This is a genomic window from Bacteroides faecium, assembly GCF_012113595.1.
Taxonomy (GTDB): Bacteria; Bacteroidota; Bacteroidia; order Bacteroidales; family Bacteroidaceae; genus Bacteroides; species Bacteroides faecium.
Genome location: NZ_CP050831.1, coordinates 3,787,854 through 3,806,337, shown reverse-complemented (window position 1 = coordinate 3,806,337; position 18,484 = coordinate 3,787,854). Strand labels below are relative to the sequence as shown.

Below are 18,484 nucleotides of genomic sequence, written 5' to 3'. Positions count from 1 at the left end.
TCAAATTATCTTTTCTATTATTTGAGATTCATACTTAATATCAATTCTATCATCAGTAATAAAACGCTCACTACTTTCTGCAACGTATTTATTTAATACAGGAACCCTAGAAGTAGCTTTCATTCTGAACCACTCATATTCTATATCAACGTGTCCTATATCTATTGCCCAATACCCCTTTTTCGATAAATCATAAGCTAAACATGTAGCTGTCATCCCTAAAGCTATTAAAATTAATGTCTCTCGAGATAAAGTAACGACTTTCTTTATAATTTGGTCATAGACATCAAATGCATTTATTGCTGGACAAATTATGCGAACAATATCTTGAGCATTATCAAACAAATCATTTCCAACCCCCAAACGACTATATTCTCCTTCTATAATGCAAATAGATTGTTTATTCCAAATTTCTTTTATTAATGGAAATACTTTTCGAGCATTAGAATCATTTCTGTAATCTATATAGAATCTAGTAAAACTTGCATCATAGTATTTTTTATTCATATCAATTAGCGGAAGGATTGTATTTAAATTACAATTCAAATATGAACTCCAATATTCAAAAACTTGATATTTGAAAGAACAAAGAGACTTCCAAGGATGTGGTAAACATACAATATGATTATCTTCATCTGAATGTAGAACCTCATGCAATTTATTAATCATTCTCAAGTTTACATTCTGAAAATCAGTATCGCAACCAGACAATAATTTTAATTCTCCATCTCCAAATCGACTAACTGAAACATGATTCTCCAATATATATATCAAGGTATTCACATTATTCTCAATATGGATATTTCTTAATTGCCTGAATTTTTTTTCGAACAAATAATGAAATAAAAAATAAAGAATATAATTCACCCGGTTTTGTAATCTCTGTTTCATATTATGGTTGTAAAAAAGTTATTATTTTATTATTTCCAATAGAGTCTGCAATAAATTGTAACAATTCACTATATCCCTTTAGTTTTAGTCGCTTATTTACCCAAACAAAAAGCACTAAAACTATTATTCCTCCCAATAATAACCGTAAAATTGATTTCAACCAAATTGCTAATGTTGTAAGACTCAAAATATTCTTTAGAACAAAATCCTCTAAACTAGCTCCCAATACTATAAATATTGCAACCAATATATATGGAATTAAATCTTTAATCAAAGACAAAAATGAATATTTCACTAACTTATTAATAAAATGAGAATACAAAAACAATTCACAGACACTCACTATTATTTGCCCATACATCATCCATTCAATACCAAATTGCCATGTAATTCCAAGGACTGCAATAACAAACACCTTACGTACTATAGAAATAAATAGAAATTTACCAGACTGTCCTTTAGCTAATAAAACTGATTCTAGTATTGAAACTATAGGTAATAATAAAGATGCCAAACATGCTATTCTGAAAAAAGGAATAGCACTATCCCACTTCGTTGAATACAAGAAACGAAACAAAGGCTCAGCTAATACAAATAATGCTAACATTACAGTAAAAATAATCATTGAAACAATAATTAAGAAACGCCTTATATTTAGAATTAATCGTTCATTATCGTCTTGCATTCTCACGAAAACAGGAAATGTCACACCACTAAAAACATTAAAAAAAGTATCCTTAAAAATACCAGAAGTTGAATATGCACGATTGTACAATGCCAAATTGGCAGCAGAATATTTACGTCCAATTACTATATCATATATTTTATTAAATCCATAGTCAAGCATACTCGACAATAAAGTCTTTGAACCAAATCTGAATAAAACTTTTAATCTAGCAAGTGAAAAACTGAAAGTGGGTTTCCAATCTGAAATCAACCAGTTCAAACAACTTCCCATAAATGTTTGTATTAGCCCTTGAAAAACTAAAGCCCAAACCCCATAGCCATAAACAGCTAAAAGAACAGCTACAACAAATGCTACTAATTGGGTAACAAAATTACGGATAGTCATTTTCTTATATTCTATATTCTTTTTAAATATGATGCCTTGAACTTGCCCAAAGGCTAAAAAAATTACCCCTAACGAAGATATACGTATAATTGAAATCAACCGTACCTCATTAAAAAATTCAGCACATAACGGTGCTAGAAAGTACAGCAAAACGTAAATAACCCCACATATAAATAAATTAAAATAAAATACACTGCAATAATCCAAAGAATCTGCATCTTTCTTTTGTACAAGAGCATTTCCAAATCCGCCATCTGCTAATTGATATGCAACATTTGTAAAAATAGCTGCCATAGCTATTAATCCGTATTCTGACGGAGATAATAGCCTTGTCAATATCATTGCGGGCACTATACTTAATAATTGTGTAGTGAACTTATTCACATAACTCCATAGTACACCATAAAATGTTTTCTTTCTTAGATTTTCTTCCATATAGTAATTCAATATAACTATAAGCACTTTTCTTTATTAGAATAAACCCTAATTACGATATTGTCTGCTTCATTAATCACACCATCTCTCTAATTTACACAGAACTTTAATTCATCATACGTGGATAAAACATTCTAAATTAGTACCTTTATAATTTCAATATATTCTTCAACCTTTTATTCACCCATGCCAAAGGGGAGATATGTAACATACACAACATGTCCTTATTTGGTATCCCATATGGTCGCAAAGTTCGCATGAATAGCTAACACCATAACCATCGAAACAATACACAACAACTCAATATTTGAAAATCTCATCCCTCTTTTATTTGTGTATATAATCTAACTCTACAAACCGTGAATTTTTAGATATAAATTCCGGCACTATCCGCTTCATTAATTTCACAGTTTCTATAATCTGCACTGTCCGAGAAAGTTTCTCAAACTCATCATAAGTAGTTAATATATCTTCATACTCATATCTCCGAACCTTAGCTATCTTTATCTTCTTATGATGGGTAGGAATAGTATTCTCCTCGTTACTCAAAACTTCCTCATACAATTTCTCTCCCGGACGAAGACCTGTAAATTGGATTTCAATATCTTCTCCCGGCTTATATCCCGCCAGTTCTATCATACGAGTAGCCAAGTCCACAATCTTCACAGGTTTGCCCATCTCGAACACAAAGATTTCATTACCTTTCCCCATAGTAGCTGCTTCCATCACCAAGCGACACGCCTCAGGGATAGTCATAAAATAGCGTATGATATCGGGATGTGTCACTGTGACGGGACCGCCATTTTCTATTTGTTCCTTGAAACGGGGAATCACCGAACCATTACTGCCTAGGACATTGCCGAAACGGGTAGTGATAAATTTGGTTTTACCCTCTATCTTACCTTCTTTAATTGCATAACTCAAACTCTGTACATAGATTTCCGCCAGTCGTTTGGAACACCCCATCACATTGGTAGGATTGACAGCCTTGTCCGTGGAAACCATTACCATCTTCTCTGCACCATACTTCACTGCCATATCCGCTACCTGACGACTACCTGTAACATTCACCAATACAGCTTCACAAGGATTTTCTTCCATCAACGGAACATGCTTATAGGCTGCTGCATGGAAAATGATTTGAGGATGATAAGTTTCAAACACCATACGCAGACGGTCTATCACACGGACATCTCCTATCACCGGAACAAAATCAAGGTTAGGGTACTTTCGTTCACATTCAAGACGAATGTTATGCAAAGGAGTCTCGGCAGAATCAAACATAATCAGTTTACTGATATTCATCTGCGCCAGTTGGCGGCATAATTCACTACCGATACTACCGGCAGCTCCTGTAACCATGACCACCTTTCCACTGAATTCATCTGCGACCTCACTCATATTAATATTAATTTCAGGGCGTCCTAGTAAATCTTCGATTTTTACCGGACGTACCCATTGATGAAAATTCCCGTCTTCATCAGCTTCACTGATAGAAGGAGCAATGAGTGTCTTTATATGGTTATCCTTGCAGTATTGAAGCAAACGGGTCTCTTCTGCCCGGGTCGACTCATTATGAGCAAACAGGATACCTTGAATATGACGTTTATGGACTAGTTGCTGAAAATCCCGCTCGTTTGTAAAATAATAGATAGGCAATTCCGCCAGTCGACGATGCTTATAGATCGTACCATAGCAATAAAAACCTACTACCTTATAATGAGAACTATGTAACAAACGGGGTTTTAATGCTACACTTTTATCATCTGTACCATAAATCAGAATTCGCATATTCTCCTTATTCATCATCTCTATCAAGGTTTCATAGATCATAATCATGACCATTCGGGAAGTGGCAAACGCTATTACGGTCAACATCCCATCGAATAGTATAAACAGAAGTTTCTGATTGACCGATAAGCCGACAGAAGTCAGGAAGGTAAAGACAGCAATTCCTATACATACCATCTTAAACAATGAACTACAAATGAGCGGCCATAAACAGCGTAGTTGAGAGTAACGAACCGTATTACGGTATGTGTGAAACAGATAGGAAGCTAACGTAGTAGCAACAGCTGCTAAAGCCCCGACCTGAATCATTCCCCAACCATTCAGTAATGTACGCGTAAGATAATGTATCCACCAATAAGTGAAACAGGTGGAAGTCACCGAAATGACTAAGTCAATTCCCCATATTATCCAGTAACTAAAATAAGTCCTGCTTATATACCGGATAAATTTGTCCAAATTTTGTTTCATCTCTATTATTTATATTCCCCATATTTATAACCATACCCGTAGCCATAACCATACGCGTAACCGTACCCATACTTTTTCTTTTCAATATGGCTGTCATTCAATACAATACACAAGTGATTAAACTTACCTTCTTTGTGCAGTCGTTCCAATTCCGGAAGATAGCGTCGGTCAAGCTGTCCGTCACGGATGACATACAAAGTCAGTTCCGCTACACGATTCACAATGGCGGCATCTGCCACGACTTGTGCCGGAACATTATCCAATATGATATAGTCATAGCGTTTCTTCAGTTCCTCTATTAATTTCTCCAACCGGTCACTCATCAATAGTTCGGAAGGATTAGGCGGAATAGGACCAACAAACAGGGAGTCGACAGACGGATGAATCAGTCCTTTATCCAAAATGCTGTCAACATCATTATGTTGTCCTGACAGGTATGTACTCAACCCGTCTTTATGTTTAATTCCCGCCAATTTACTTTGCGTTCTCTTACGCATATCAGTATCAACCAATACCACTTTTTTCCCGGCAATTGCGATTGCCACTGCCAGATTACGGGATACGAACGACTTTCCTTCTCCGGGCATAGTAGAAGTGAACATGAGAACACGCACATCTTTCGCTACAAAGTTTATATTGGCACGAAGCAGACGGAACGATTCGGAAATAAGATCATTCTTCTTATCGTCTACCACGATAGCATCGTCTGCCATATCTTCTTTACGAGAAGGGATCTCACCCAAAAGTGGAATTGTTGTATAATCTTCAATATCCTTTCTACCGCGGACGGACGTATTCCATAACATGATTAGTATTTGAATTCCCAACGGAATAGCCAGTCCTACAACAAAAGCTGCCAACAAAAAAGTAGTAGGATGGGGAGCGATAGGAGCATTGGAACCAAATGGAGATTCCACCACACGGATATTTGCTTCCGTTACTGCCAGTTGCAGTGCGTTTTCTTCACGCTTATTTAACAGGAAAGTATATAATGCCTCTTTGATGGATTGCTGACGGATAATGCTTAATGCCATCTTCTCCTGCTTCGGAACAGCTTGAATTTCAGAGTTAATCTGACGTTCTACCGCACGAGCTTTTTCCAGTCGCAGATGAAGATTTTTGATATAATTATCCATGGAGCCGGAAATTACCGTACGCATTTCTGCCAAATTCTTATCTGTTGTTTGCACAACCGGGTTCTTCGCACCGGATTCAGCTAACAGATGGTTGCGTTGAAGCATCAGTTCGTTGTATGCAGTTATCTGACTTTGAACGCTTGCGTCTCCAACACCGGATACGTTAGGTATTAACTGATTGTTTCGGGTAGCATCCAATAAATAGCTTTTAATGGATTGGGCAATGGATAATTCCGTTTCCATCTGAAGGGTTTCTGTTTTCATACGGCTGCTTTCTGCAAGAAATTGTGTTCCGTTTCCTTCCGAGCCTATAATCCGGTTACGCTGCTTGAAGTCTGTCAGTTCTTCTTCTACATCGCCCAATTCTTTACCGATTACCGCAATACGTTCATCTATAAACTTGGCGGTGTTTACCGCTATACGGTTCTTGTCTTCGATGATGGTTTCATTATAAACATTAATCAAGGCATTCAAGATCGCATCGGCACGAGATATATTATCTCCGGTGCAAGTAATCTGCACCATAGTAGTACCTTTACCTGCAAGTGAAGTCGAGATACCACCTTTATATATAGCTGCCGCTGTTTCGGGGCTTATTCGTGTTACCGAAACAGGCTTACCTATGTAAGCACTTAAATTTTCCGGTTTCAAATTCACAACTATTCTTCCCGCTTCTGTCTGAATAGTATCCCCATAAGCATATTTTTCACCTAAAATGGTGTAATTCTTTACATCCAATGGAGTAACTTTCGTATGGTAATAAGCATGATACGGATCTATGAAATTTACTTCAACCGGAGATTCCGCATATAAAGATGTATTACGGAAAAAGCCATCTTTCTCATATGACACATCTAAATGCAGCCGATTGACAACCTCTCGTACCAGTTGATGGGAACGGAGTATAAACATTTCATTTTCAACACCACTACCGGTAATTCCGCCTTGCAACTCCAACATAGCCGAAATGTCGGAATTTGCATTCTTTCCTCCCGTCTTTACCAACATTACAGCCTGACGTTGATAAACGGGGACTAAGGTACGGGTATATAGATAAGCGACACTCAAACAAATAAACACTGAAAGAGCAAACCAGTACCAATTAGCTATGATTAATTCTACAATATCACGCAAGTTAATATTGAATCCGCTTTCCTTGACTGTTTTCTCATTATTTTCCTGTGTATATTCCATCTTATTATTTCGTAAGAATAAATACTAATGATAATATAGAAGCTAATACGCCGATAATACTACTACCGGCAGACAGATAGGTAAGTGAGGAACTTCCTTTCACATTAATAGCCTTGTTGGGTTCCACATAGACCACATCATTCTGCTGAAGATAAAAAACAGGGGAGTTCAAGATATCTTCTCCCGAAGTAAGATCGACGCTATAACTCTTACGTTCACCATTTTCCTCCCGGATAACCAGAATATTCTCCCGATGGGCTGTCGGCGGTAAATCACCTGCCAATCCGATAGCTTCGAGTATGGTAACACGTTCACCAGGCAAGTCTTTTACTCCGGGACTGCCCACTTCACCAAGCACTACTATTTTTGCACCTTTAAAGCGTACTAATACGGTAGGATCCTTGATATACTCACCTTCGACAAGCTTGTTTTTAATCGCATCCGCCAATTCCTGGCGTGTCAACCCTGCTGCCTGCATCTCACCTAGAACTGGAATTTCTATTTTTCCACTTTGGCTGACTAAAAGGCCGGTACTTTCCTGGGTATTCGTAGACGAACTTGAACCTAATACCTGACTGTTCGCGAAAGGAGTCAATAGCTCCGGAGCCTTACTGTTAATCGTAATCAAAAGCTGGTCATCCGGTTTGATACGCAATTCATAATTACTTTCTATTTTCTGTGGATTCTCATGCAGTTTATCAGCGCCTTGCAGATAAAGCATTTTTTTGGATGACACACAAGAAGTCATCCCACCCAAAACACATGCCAATAGCATAAAAAGGAAAGAAACTCTACAGATTTTCATATTCATTACAAATTGAGGATAAAATAAAAGAGAGGGGAATTAGTTTTTCTCGCTGATTGCCTCTACATAACCAATAGGCATATCAACACAAGCACAACCAAGCATATTCAGACGAACGGCAATCTTACTTTTACCGTCAACATTGACAAGCTCACCGACAAGTCCGGACAAAGGGCCTTTGACAACACGGACTTTTTCACCACGTGCCAAAGGAGAACTGTTCATACAGATTGCTTCTTCGGAATAATCAAGCATAAAACGGAAACGAGCCATTTGATCATCAGGAATCACCGCCGGTCTACTCTCACCCCGCATCACCATATAGCGACTCACTGTAGAAAAGCTCAAAACTTCCATGCGTTCTTTCGGATCAGCATGCACAAACACCATCATTGGAAGAAGAACAGATTCGACCATTTTGCGACGGTCACTCCATTGATGAATTTCCTGTTGAACAGGAACGAAATTTTCGATCCCCATTTTCTCTAAACGTTCAGCAACTTTCTTTTCGTGATGCATACGAACCAAAGCTACATACCAACGTTTAGAGTGTGCTACGCCTTCCCCTGTCCCATTACTAGGCCCAGCAATTACTGATTTTGCTTTTGTTAAAATCATGTTTTTTTACCCCATATTTGTCCGTTACTTCTTAGGTAACGGATAGAGTACACACAACAATGAAAAGGGAAATTACACACATAGACAGGGCACGAGAAAAGCAACTGCCTAATATTCAGCGAGAAAGTTCCTGAATTTAGGCAATAAAAAGTTGGAGCATGAAATTTATATTATTTCATGTTCAGGTAGTTTTTTACCCTATGTTTCAGATAAAACTAAAAAAAGTGAAGAAATATTTGTGTGCTATCTATGTTTTTGTCTATCTTTGTCCCGAATTTAAATCCGTTACCTAAGAAGTAACGGGTGATTATTATCACTGATTACCAATACATTATATTATATTTATCTGCTAGCGCAGTAGTTCTTTACGTAAGATAAATTCCCTTTATTTACCTCAGTACGTTCTTTAAGCCCGAAGCCTTTCAAGTAAATTTGTGTGGTTTTTATAGATTTGTGCCCTAATGATTCGCTAATCATTTCAATCGCGACTCCCCGGTACTTGGCGGTAGTAGCCCAGGAATGGCGGAACGTGTAGGAAGAAACCGGAGACTTCAGATGCAACACCCTTGCCAAATCTTTCAGGCTATTATTAAACCGACGAAGGGCGGACTGATATTCACGATAAGCACATTCATCTTTCCGTTTCTTGTCACCACGGAGAATATCGAATAGATAATTAGGGCAATCGGGCAGAGAATCCTGCTTGTTCCGCAATTGATCAATCATTTCCTTTGCACTGTCCAACACCTCCACACTCATGGGAGTTTTGGTTTTGATACGGCTATAACGCAGCACATTGCTTTCCAAAGCCGATTTCTCCAGATGAGCCAAATCAGCGAATGACATTCCGCAAAACTGGAACATCAAGGCGGCGATAGATTGTGTACGGCGCAAACGCTCTGACTTCGGGTCTTCATAAAGAAGTCTGTGCAGTTCGGCAGCAGGCAAAGCTTTTTTCTGACGGACATCCACACCCGTATAGACATCACTGAACAATCGAGGCACGTAAGAGGCATTCCCCGCTTCCACTCCTCGATTGTAAATGCTACGGAGCATGCGCATATACGTAGAAATCGTATTGGGCTTCAACCCACACTCGTAAAGATACTGCCCGTAAAGTCGTAAACGCTCACGGGTGACTTGCCTGAACGACACATTGGATATGCCGCAGAACTTGCTGAAAGAAAAGAGGGCGTTCTTGTAGACGTGCGCCGTAGAGTGGCGTCCCTCTTTTCGCAAACGACCGATGTAGAGTTCCCCACACCGGCTAAATCCATTTTTACTCATCATTTACATCACTAGTTATTTTATACATATATACCATTTGGCAAGCGGCAAAAGAACGAATCTTTTTGCATAACTGGAACGTATATGCCAAACGGCATGTGATTATTGACATTTTTTAATATTGATAGAATTAATTAATATGCAATACTAAAGAGCGGATAATTTCTCATCATTATGAGAACTTTTTCTCACGGTGATAAGAATTTATACTCATACCTATGAGAATATTTTCTCATCGCGATGAGTATTTTTTCTCATAACAATGAAAATTGTTTGAGAATATAAAAGGTATATTATACTGTGTATCAACTAGATTCACACAAACAAAAATATCCGGATGCCCACTGAAGAACATCCGGATATCACTTTCTCTTTACCTTTTTGACTAATTTACCTTTCTGAATAGTTTGCCAGATTGTAACATACCGGCTTCGTATTATTACCTACACGGTAAATACCGAATTTAAAATAGTAGCCGTCTTTGTCGTTACGTCCAATCAGGATTTTCTCATTATCCACGATATGTTTACTAACCTTTTTCCCCTTTTCCTGATAGTCCATCTGTACATCGAGCATACCCGGCTTCACGATTGTTTCGGCTTCTTTCCCATAGACCGTCCAGTCGATATGGATGCGGAATGTAATCCAACAATCTTTTGGAAAGTCTGCGAAAGGCATTTTATAGGCGATGGTAGATGCTTTATATTCGGACGTTACAGGTTTCATAATTTGAGTTCTTTCTACATTTGCGTTGCAACGGTCATCTTTGTCTGTCAACCATTTACGGTCGGAGTTTGCTTTGATATAGAACCAGCCGCCGGAGAATCCGAACGCCAGTGGCGGGTATCCGCCCTGTTCAACCAGCCATCCGTTAGCCTTACCGGCTACGTACACCGGATTGCCTTGTTTGTCTTTTACCGGATTGCCTTGCTTGTCCAGTTTGACTTTTTTCTCGTGTCCTGCGTTTTTCTTGAAGATAGTAGTCTTTTCCAGTTCGATGAATTCGTCAACTGTCAGTGTCTTCACTTCGCCCTGCGGAGTCTGTACCAAAGTACGGTCGGGCATTCCGTGCCATTGGGCGAAAATTGTCGAAACATCACTGCCCAATGCAGAAGGGATATATACCGAGAACTCATAGTCGCGGGAAGAACCTTGCGGACAAGCCCCTTTGCCATGATGATATACTGTTTTCATTATTTGTGCTTTCTTATAGGTATCGGCAGGCTCTCCTTTGAAATCGTCGGAAGTTGCATAACAATAAGAGAATTCCGCACGCCCTTTTGTTTCCCCTTTAGCGTAGCCCGACAACGTGTTATCATCTTCTTTCAGTTCAAAACGATAAGAAGGTTTGCCGTTGAACATACGGGTGAAGTCGCGTTGAATGGCATGCGGCTTTTTTGTTCCGACTGCTACCCAGCAGCCGTCTATTATTTGGTCGACGCGTGCCGAATCTGCCTGTACGTTTACACGCTCGGTCAGCGGAACCAGTGCTTGAGTATTATTAGTCTGGGCGGTCAGTGCCGTGCATCCTGCTGCTACCACACAGATAGCTAAAATGTTTTTCTTCATTCTATTCGGTATTAAGTTTGTTGACAGTGCAAAAGTACGAAAGGCAACCTCTTCGGCTGCCTTTCTTTTGTCTCAAATGTTTTCACATTTGTGTAATTCTGCTGTCAACACCAGCTCACAGGCTTAATTGGAAGGTTCGTCGTCATATTCTTCTTCAAGCATATCCACTTTTTGTATGCTCATTTTTCCGTCGGCGGTAATGGTGATAGAAAGAGGCATATACAAATCTGTCTGCGGATAACATACACTTGCGGCATACACTATTCCCTGCGGAGTGGTCTTATCATATACGATTCCTTCCAGGACGGAGTTCGACAGGAATTTAGCATCTACTACGGCTGAAAAATCATTCTTGGTAAATGTTTTATCAAACACTTTCTCGTTGCCACGCGTCAGACGCAGCACGATTTTATTATCGACATAGGTATCTCCCATTTCGTTCGTGACATGAGGCAGACTTTCGTCCGGTGTACGCGAAACCACAGAATGATAGTCTTTCCCTTTAAACTTAAAGTCTGTTTCGCTTTTGGAAGTTTGCATACGTTGCAGTCCGTGAGCATCCACACTGTCCATTGTTGCCAACGTCGATTCATTATTTGAAGTTCCTTTTTTACCGCCACATGCAGTCACAGCCACTGCCAATGGCAACAAAAGCAAATAAATTAGTTTTCTCATACGTAAGTTTTCTGTTTATAAATAGGTAACAAAGGAACAAAAAGAGCGGGATATTTACAAGTGTAACCGACATTTTTCCTACATTTGCGAAATAAATCTTGCAAACCTGATACCATGTACCGACGAATTAGATTGATTCTTTTACTCATTCTCATAGGCTGCATCCATTATGGTGCATATGGGCAAAAAGTGAATTATCAGCAATTCGACAATATTTATCTCGGTGCCGAAGCTTCGGTTATCAGTTGTTTCCTGCAGGACAGCGAGGGGCTGATATGGATAGGTTCTAATAAAGGCTTGTTCAGTTACGACGGTTATTCCACCCAGCAGCACTTCACTTATGGCGAACGCACTAACACGCGTATCTACTGCGGTATCATCGCAGACAATACTTATCTATATTTAGGAACTGATAACGGAATACTTGTTTACAACTACCGTACAGACAAATACGAACAGCCGGAGACGGATTTCCCCACTGATGTACGTACTATGGTACTTCAGGGAGATATTTTGTGGATAGGTTCGCTAAACGGACTCTATACTTATCAATTAAAAGACCGCAAGTTGTCCCGTTTCGACAGTAAACATAGCGGTTTGTCTCATAATACAGTCTATTCTGTTATCCACACGAAAGATAGTCAGATTTATGTAGGTACTTATAATGGTTTGTGCCGTTATATACCGGAAAAGGGGAAATTTGAGAGTATTTTTCTGCCCGTCAACCGGGCGATAAGTAATCTGTTTGTCAACTCCTTACTGGAAGATACCATCCGGCAATGTATTTGGATTGGTATGGAAGGTTATCTCTTTCAATACATTCCTGCGACGGGAAAGATGAATGCGATAGAAGTTTTCCATAATAACTCCATCAAATCACTGGCTTTGGACGGGGACGGAAATTTATTGGCAGGTACGGACAACGGGCTTTATGTATATAAGAACGATAAAGAGCCTTTGCAGCATATCATTCATGACTCACGTAATATCCAGTCATTGACCAACAACATTGTCTGGAATATCTTTTCCGATCAGGAACAGAATATTTGGTTGGGAACCGATTATGGAATCTCTCTGTCACGCTATAACAGCGCCCTGCAATTCGTACCCATCTCTCAAATCACCGGTACGGGAGACGGAAATCAATTCTACTCATTGTTCCGGGATTCAAAAGGCTTTTACTGGTTTGGCGGCACGAACGGCTTGCTCCGTTTTATTCATCCCACCGGGAGCAGGCATGAAGCTGCCTGGTATAGAATGGGAGATAAAATACATCCTTTATCCCACAACCGCATCCGACATATTTATGAAGATAAAGAACAGCAATTATGGATAGCCACGGATGGTAGCGTCAACCGTTACGACTATGCCACTCAGCAGTTTATACACTACAACATTATCGACAGTACAGGAACTTATAATACAAACTGGGCTTATTACATCTTTGAAGACAACACCGGGCATCTATGGATTGCCACTTGCCTGGGTGGGATTTTTGTAGTAGACAAGCATAAATTAATGCAATCCACCGGCGGACAATACATAGCCGAACAGAACTACTCTACTCACAACGGACTGTCGGGCATGTTTATCAATCAAATTATCCCCGATAAAGAAGGGAATGTATGGGTATTACTATATAACAGTAAAGGGCTGGATAAAATCGACCCGCGCACGGGGCAAGTCACCAAACTCTTTGCCGACGAGTTGAGCGGGGAAAAGAGTCCAAACTACCTGCTTTGTGATGCAGACGGTATGCTTTGGGTAGGATTTCACGGGGGAGTGATGCGTATTAATCCTAAAGATTCCAACCGCCAAAGCATTTCATTCGGAAGTTTCAATAATAACGAGATTCTGTCCATGACATCAGTGAAAGACCATATTTGGGTTTCCACCACCAACGGACTATGGATTATCGACCGGAAAACAATGGATGCACGTCAGCAGAATATGACGGACAAACGTTTTACCAGTTTACTGTTTGATTCGAAAGACGGGAATATCTATTTGGGCGGCGCCGACGGCTTTGCCATTTCTCACCCGGAAATACAAGCAATGCATCATCCGGAACGTCCCGTTCTCCTGACGGCTCTGTACATCAATAATCAATTGATGAATCCATCCACCACGGATATCCCCAATATCCGCTACACAAACGCCATTAAATTGAAGCATGACCAGAACAACCTGGCTTTTGAGTTGTCCGACCTTCCCTACTCTCTCGAAGAAAAGAACAAATTCGTTTACCGGCTCGAAGGGATGGATAAAGAATGGAACTCTCTGAAATCCAACACAAATCGCATCACTTACAGCAATTTAAGCTATGGAGATTATCAGTTGCTTATCAGTAAAGTAGAAAAGAACGGATTTCCTTCCGAGCATCCTTATATACTGGATATAAAGATTCTGCCACCCTGGTATTACACGCTTTGGGCGAAAATACTCTACTGTCTTTTACTTCTGAGCCTTATTGCCTGGACAATCAACTTTTTCCGGGTTAAAAACCGGTTGAAGATGGAACGTCTGGAGAAAGAGAAGATTCTGGAACAGTCCCGTCAGAAAATGGCGTTCTTCACCAATCTGTCTAATGAACTGAAAACACCTCTCAGCCGGATTATCGCTCCCGTCAGCCAGTTACTGCCTGCCACGGAAGAGCTACACGAAAAGCAAACTTTGGAAGAAGTGCAGCGCAACGCCATGAAGATAAACTCATTGATTCATCAGGTGCTTAACTTCAACCGAATTGAGGACAATGCGGATTCATTGCTAATATTGTCGCGCATCGAACTGGTATCCTTCAGTCACAGCCTGTTCTCCGTTTACGAAGAAAACCCGCGGCTTACGTTCCATTTTGAAGCAAACAAAGCCAAGATTTACGCGGATATGGATGCTATCAAACTGGGAGTGATACTGGACAACCTGCTTTCAAATGCCGTGAAGTTTACTCCGGACGGCGGAAGTGTACGGCTCTCCCTTTTCTATTCGCAGGAAACCGGACAACTGGATATTTGTGTGTCGGACACCGGAACCGGAATTCCGCAACAAGACATTCCATATATCTTCCAGCGCTTTTACCAGTCTCCCCGCTCGGGACATAAGGATGGTACAGGTATCGGACTTTATCTGGTGAAAACTTATACGGAACTGCATGGCGGACATATCAACGGTGTCACTTCCGAAGAGAACCAGGGAACGAGCGTAGGACTGAGTATCCCTGTCGCTGCCATCGAAGAGGAAGAAATCCCGGCCAATCTGACGAAGAAGTCGCTGGAGTCATTACCTGTGCTCAAACCGATTGAAGCTGAATCGCAGGATGAGAAATTCCTGTCGAATATCATCCGTCTGATTGAAGACCATCTTTCCGACGCAGACCTGAACGTAAATGCTTTGTGTGAATTGTCTGGTTTCAGCAACAAGCAGATTTACCGGAAGATAAAACAGTTGACCGGAATGTCGCCGGTGGAATATATCAAATCCATCCGGATGAAAAAGGCGGCGATGTTGCTACAACAAAAGAAATTCACCGTCGCCGAAGTGATGTATATGGTAGGTTTTTCAAATCACTCTTATTTCTCCAAATGTTTCCAGGCGGAGTTCGGAGAAACACCCCGTCAATACTTAAATAAAGAGGCGTAGGGGTATTCTAGTGCGTTTCGTCCTATTTTTATCCTTATATGTCCAATCTGTGCTTTCAGTGGATTTGCCAATAAATTACCTTTGTCGCTATCAATAAACCGATAAATTTGATAGCATGAAAAGACTGTTTATCCTTACTTTCATTAGTTTGTTATTCTCCTTTGTCAATACACAGGCGAAATCAACTTCCACACCTATTATATATATAGACGGAAACGGAGTGATGCGCTGGAGCGACACCCGCGAGGAAGCTTCTTTCTTCGGAGTGAACTATACCCTGCCTTTTGCCCATGCCTACCGCGCACTCGGTTATTTGGGACTTGACCGCAAAACTGCCATAGATAAAGATGTATATCATATCTCCCACCTGGGACTAAATGCTTACCGTATTCATCTATGGGATGTGGAACTGACCGACGGGCAAGGAAATCTCCTTGAAAACGAACATCTCGACCTCATGGATTACCTGATTGCCAAACTCAAAGAGCGCAATATCCATATTGTCATCACTGCACAGACTAACTTTGGAAACGGATACCCCGAACGGAATATACAGACCGGTGGTTTCTCTTATAAATATGATAAATGCGATATGCACTCCAACCCGGAAGCTATCGCCGCACAGGAAACGTATCTTTACGACCTCGTGAAACATACCAATCCTTACACCGGATTGGCTTATAAGGATGACCCGTCCATAGTAGGATTCGAGATTAATAACGAACCTTGCCACTCCGGCACAAAAGAAGACGTTAAGGCATATATCAACCGGATGCTGAAAGCGGTCGATAAAACAGGAAACCGTAAGCCTGTATTCTATAATGTAAGCCACAACGGATATGTGGTAGATGCTTACTACGAGACAGCCATTCAAGGAACGACCTACCAGTGGTATCCTATCGGGCTGGTATCCGGACAGACGCAACAAGGGAATTTTCTCCCTTACGTAGACCGTTATGACATTCCTTTCGCTGATAAGGTGAAAGGATTCAACAAGAAAGCACGGATGATTTATGAATTTGACCCGGCGGATATTATGTATTCTTATATGTATCCGGCTATGGCGCGTACTTTCCGCACAGCAGGTTTCCAATGGATTACGCAGTTTGCCTACGACCCGATAGACATTGCGTCCGCCAATACGGAGTATCAGACTCATTTTCTGAATCTCGCCTATACCCCGAATAAGGCTATCAGTATGAAAATCGCTGCTGAAGCTGCACGAAGTTTGAAAAGAGGAGAATCGTATGGGAGCTATCCACAGGATACTATATTCGGTGACGGCTTTCGCGTCAGTTATACGGAAGATTTGAGTGAGTTGAACAATGGAGAGAAGTTTTACTACTCCAATCAGACAAATACACAGCCCAGAGATGCATCAAAGCTGGTTTCAATTGCCGGATGCGGCAGTTCACCGGTAGTAGGCTATGAGGGTACGGGAGCTTATTTTATTGATTGTCTTGAAGCGGGGATATGGCGGCTCGAAGTAATGCCGGACGCGATAGTAGTCAATGACCCTTTTGCTAAACCGTCACTCGAAAAAGAAGTAGTCAGCATCATCTATGGCACTTGGGACATGGCTTTACAAATTCCTGATTTGGGAAAGACGTTTACTCTTACTGCTCTCAATAAGGAGAATGACCGAAAGGAAGAAAAGGTAACGAACGGAGTGATTCATGACCTTCGTCCGGGTGTTTATCTGTTGAAGCGCAACGATTGTACCCCGAAGCAGAGTTGGAATGCTGATTCCCAATGGAATTCGATTCGAATCGGAGAGTTTTTCGCTCCCGCTCCCCGCACTATGGATTATAAAGTCACTCATACTCCAGCAACAACTGTTGAGGCAGGCAAAGCGTTGACTATTAACGCACAAGTAATAGGAAACGTTTTTCCGGATTCCGTCATTATCTATACGGACAAAGCTTCTTTCTGGAACGAGTATAATCCGTACATAAAGATGAAACGTACAAGTGGCTATACATATCAGGCAATCCTGCCTGCCACAGAAATAAAAGAAGGTTGTTTCAGGTATAACATCATCGTCTGCCGGGGCGACAGCACCCGTACTTATCCCGTAGGAAACTCCGTCACCGGAAGTTCTTCGGGAATCAAAGGAACTCCATTGGACTGGAACTACACTTCCGATTCATACTGGACTACCCGTGTTGTCGCCCCAGGCAGTGCGATACAACTACTGGCAATCACGGATACATATAGCAAAATAGAAGCATATACGCTTCCCGAATGGAACGACCTGCAACGTACGTTGCTTGATTCTTCTCCGATTGAGAAGCCGTTGCTCCGATTCTGTTTCACACCGAAAGGAGAGAATCCGCAATACTTTCTCCGCACATTTGTAAAAGATAAAATCGAAGGAAGAAAAGATAAAGCAAGAACCTGCACTACACTCTGCATCCGTGTAAACCGCGACAAGCCTCTTCCGCAAGGATTCAGCGCAGGGTTCGTCACTTCGGACGGATACACTTACAAAAGTCTCTGCTCTGCTCCGTCAGCAGACGGTATCATACGGATACCTCTGAAAGAGTTGCGTCAGACGGATACGGCTTTGTTGCCCATAGCTTATCCGACATTCCTGAAACAATATTTCCACCCGAAGACGGAAATTCCTTTCCAACCGGAAAAGATTGAGAAACTGGAATTATCAATATCAGGAAAAGATAAGACAAAAGCAACAATAGAGATTGGGGAAATCTGGTTGGAATAAGAGAGCTGCCGATTCCTCGGTGTCGAAGCACCCGTTCCTCGGTGAGCAACGGGTCGTTCCCCGGTGAGGAACGATGCCTTCCTCGGTGCCGAACCGAAACCTTTCGCAGGATACTTGTGAAGGGGTATAAAAAGCAAATAAGGAGAAAATGCTTTTTAAAAACCATGAAGATAAAAATAATA

Annotated in this window: 11 protein-coding genes; 2 read left to right on the top strand and 9 right to left on the bottom strand. The window is 40.8% G+C overall.

The window, feature by feature from the left end; translation table 11 throughout:
• From BacF7301_RS13750 to BacF7301_RS13710, 9 genes are all read right to left on the bottom strand, one after another.
• The gene (locus BacF7301_RS13750; RefSeq protein ID WP_167963664.1) at positions 1-891 is read right to left on the bottom strand and encodes a GT-D fold domain-containing glycosyltransferase; all 891 of its coding nucleotides are present in this window, start codon (positions 889-891) and stop codon (positions 1-3) included.
• Between the two features lies 1 nt (position 892).
• A complete protein-coding gene (locus tag BacF7301_RS13745) occupies positions 893-2,398 on the bottom strand; it encodes a lipopolysaccharide biosynthesis protein (RefSeq protein WP_167963662.1) in 1,506 nt (501 codons plus the stop codon).
• A 327-nt stretch (positions 2,399-2,725) separates the two neighbouring features.
• Positions 2,726-4,657: a polysaccharide biosynthesis protein gene (locus BacF7301_RS13740; RefSeq protein WP_167963660.1), complete on the bottom strand. Its 1,932-nt coding sequence runs from the start codon at positions 4,655-4,657 to the stop codon at positions 2,726-2,728.
• Between the two features lie 5 nt (positions 4,658-4,662).
• On the bottom strand, positions 4,663-6,987 hold the full coding sequence (locus BacF7301_RS13735; RefSeq protein WP_167963657.1) for a GumC family protein: 2,325 nt from the start codon (positions 6,985-6,987) through the stop codon (positions 4,663-4,665).
• A 4-nt stretch (positions 6,988-6,991) separates the two neighbouring features.
• Entirely contained in the window at positions 6,992-7,792 is an 801-nt protein-coding gene (locus BacF7301_RS13730; protein ID WP_167963655.1) for a polysaccharide biosynthesis/export family protein, read from the bottom strand.
• A gap of 39 nt (positions 7,793-7,831) precedes the next feature.
• Positions 7,832-8,410 (bottom strand): UpxY family transcription antiterminator, encoded by a 579-nt coding sequence (locus BacF7301_RS13725; protein ID WP_167963653.1) that lies wholly within the window; start codon positions 8,408-8,410, stop codon positions 7,832-7,834.
• A gap of 342 nt (positions 8,411-8,752) precedes the next feature.
• Positions 8,753-9,700: a tyrosine-type DNA invertase cluster 3b gene (locus BacF7301_RS13720; protein ID WP_167963651.1), complete on the bottom strand. Its 948-nt coding sequence runs from the start codon at positions 9,698-9,700 to the stop codon at positions 8,753-8,755.
• 387 nt (positions 9,701-10,087) lie between these two features.
• Positions 10,088-11,266 carry a heparin lyase I family protein gene (locus BacF7301_RS13715; protein ID WP_167963649.1) on the bottom strand — a complete coding sequence of 393 codons (1,179 nt, stop codon included), beginning with the start codon at positions 11,264-11,266 and terminating at the stop codon, positions 10,088-10,090.
• Between the two features lie 123 nt (positions 11,267-11,389).
• Positions 11,390-11,941, bottom strand: a complete 552-nt coding sequence (locus tag BacF7301_RS13710) for a DUF4738 domain-containing protein (protein ID WP_167963647.1) — start codon at positions 11,939-11,941, stop codon at positions 11,390-11,392.
• A 114-nt stretch (positions 11,942-12,055) separates the two neighbouring features.
• On the opposite strand from BacF7301_RS13710, the gene BacF7301_RS13705 reads away from it, so the two are divergent.
• Positions 12,056-15,577 (top strand): two-component regulator propeller domain-containing protein, encoded by a 3,522-nt coding sequence (locus tag BacF7301_RS13705; RefSeq protein WP_167963645.1) that lies wholly within the window; start codon positions 12,056-12,058, stop codon positions 15,575-15,577.
• 115 nt (positions 15,578-15,692) lie between these two features.
• Entirely contained in the window at positions 15,693-18,302 is a 2,610-nt protein-coding gene (locus tag BacF7301_RS13700) for a glycoside hydrolase 5 family protein (protein ID WP_167963643.1), read from the top strand.
• Positions 18,303-18,484 lie beyond the last annotated feature (182 nt).